Annotated in this window: 1 protein-coding gene; it reads left to right on the top strand. The window is 56.4% G+C overall.

What is annotated here, in order from left to right; translation table 11 throughout:
* Positions 1-241, top strand: a 241-nt coding sequence (locus tag BN1800_RS40015; RefSeq protein WP_280174008.1) for a TCP-1/cpn60 chaperonin family protein, incomplete at both ends; no start/stop codon positions are given.

Genomic DNA, 241 nt, shown 5'->3' with positions numbered 1-241 from the left:
CGATCCGCCAGATAGCCGACAACTCATCGATCGACGGTGGCGTCGTGGTCGCGAAGGTCCTCGAGGGCAGCGGCAACCTTGGCTACGATGCCGACAGGAAGATCTATACTGACATGTTTGCTGCAGGCATCGTCGATCCGACCAAGGTCGTTCGCGTCGCGCTTGAAAATGCGGTTTCCGTTGCAAGCGTGCTGCTACTAACGGAAGCGACGATGACGGAAATACCCGAAGAACCAAAGAA

Origin of the sequence: Rhizobium sullae (assembly GCF_900169785.1) — a bacterium.
Classification (GTDB): Bacteria; Pseudomonadota; Alphaproteobacteria; order Rhizobiales; family Rhizobiaceae; genus Rhizobium; species Rhizobium sullae.
This window is presented reverse-complemented; position numbering and strand designations above follow the sequence as displayed.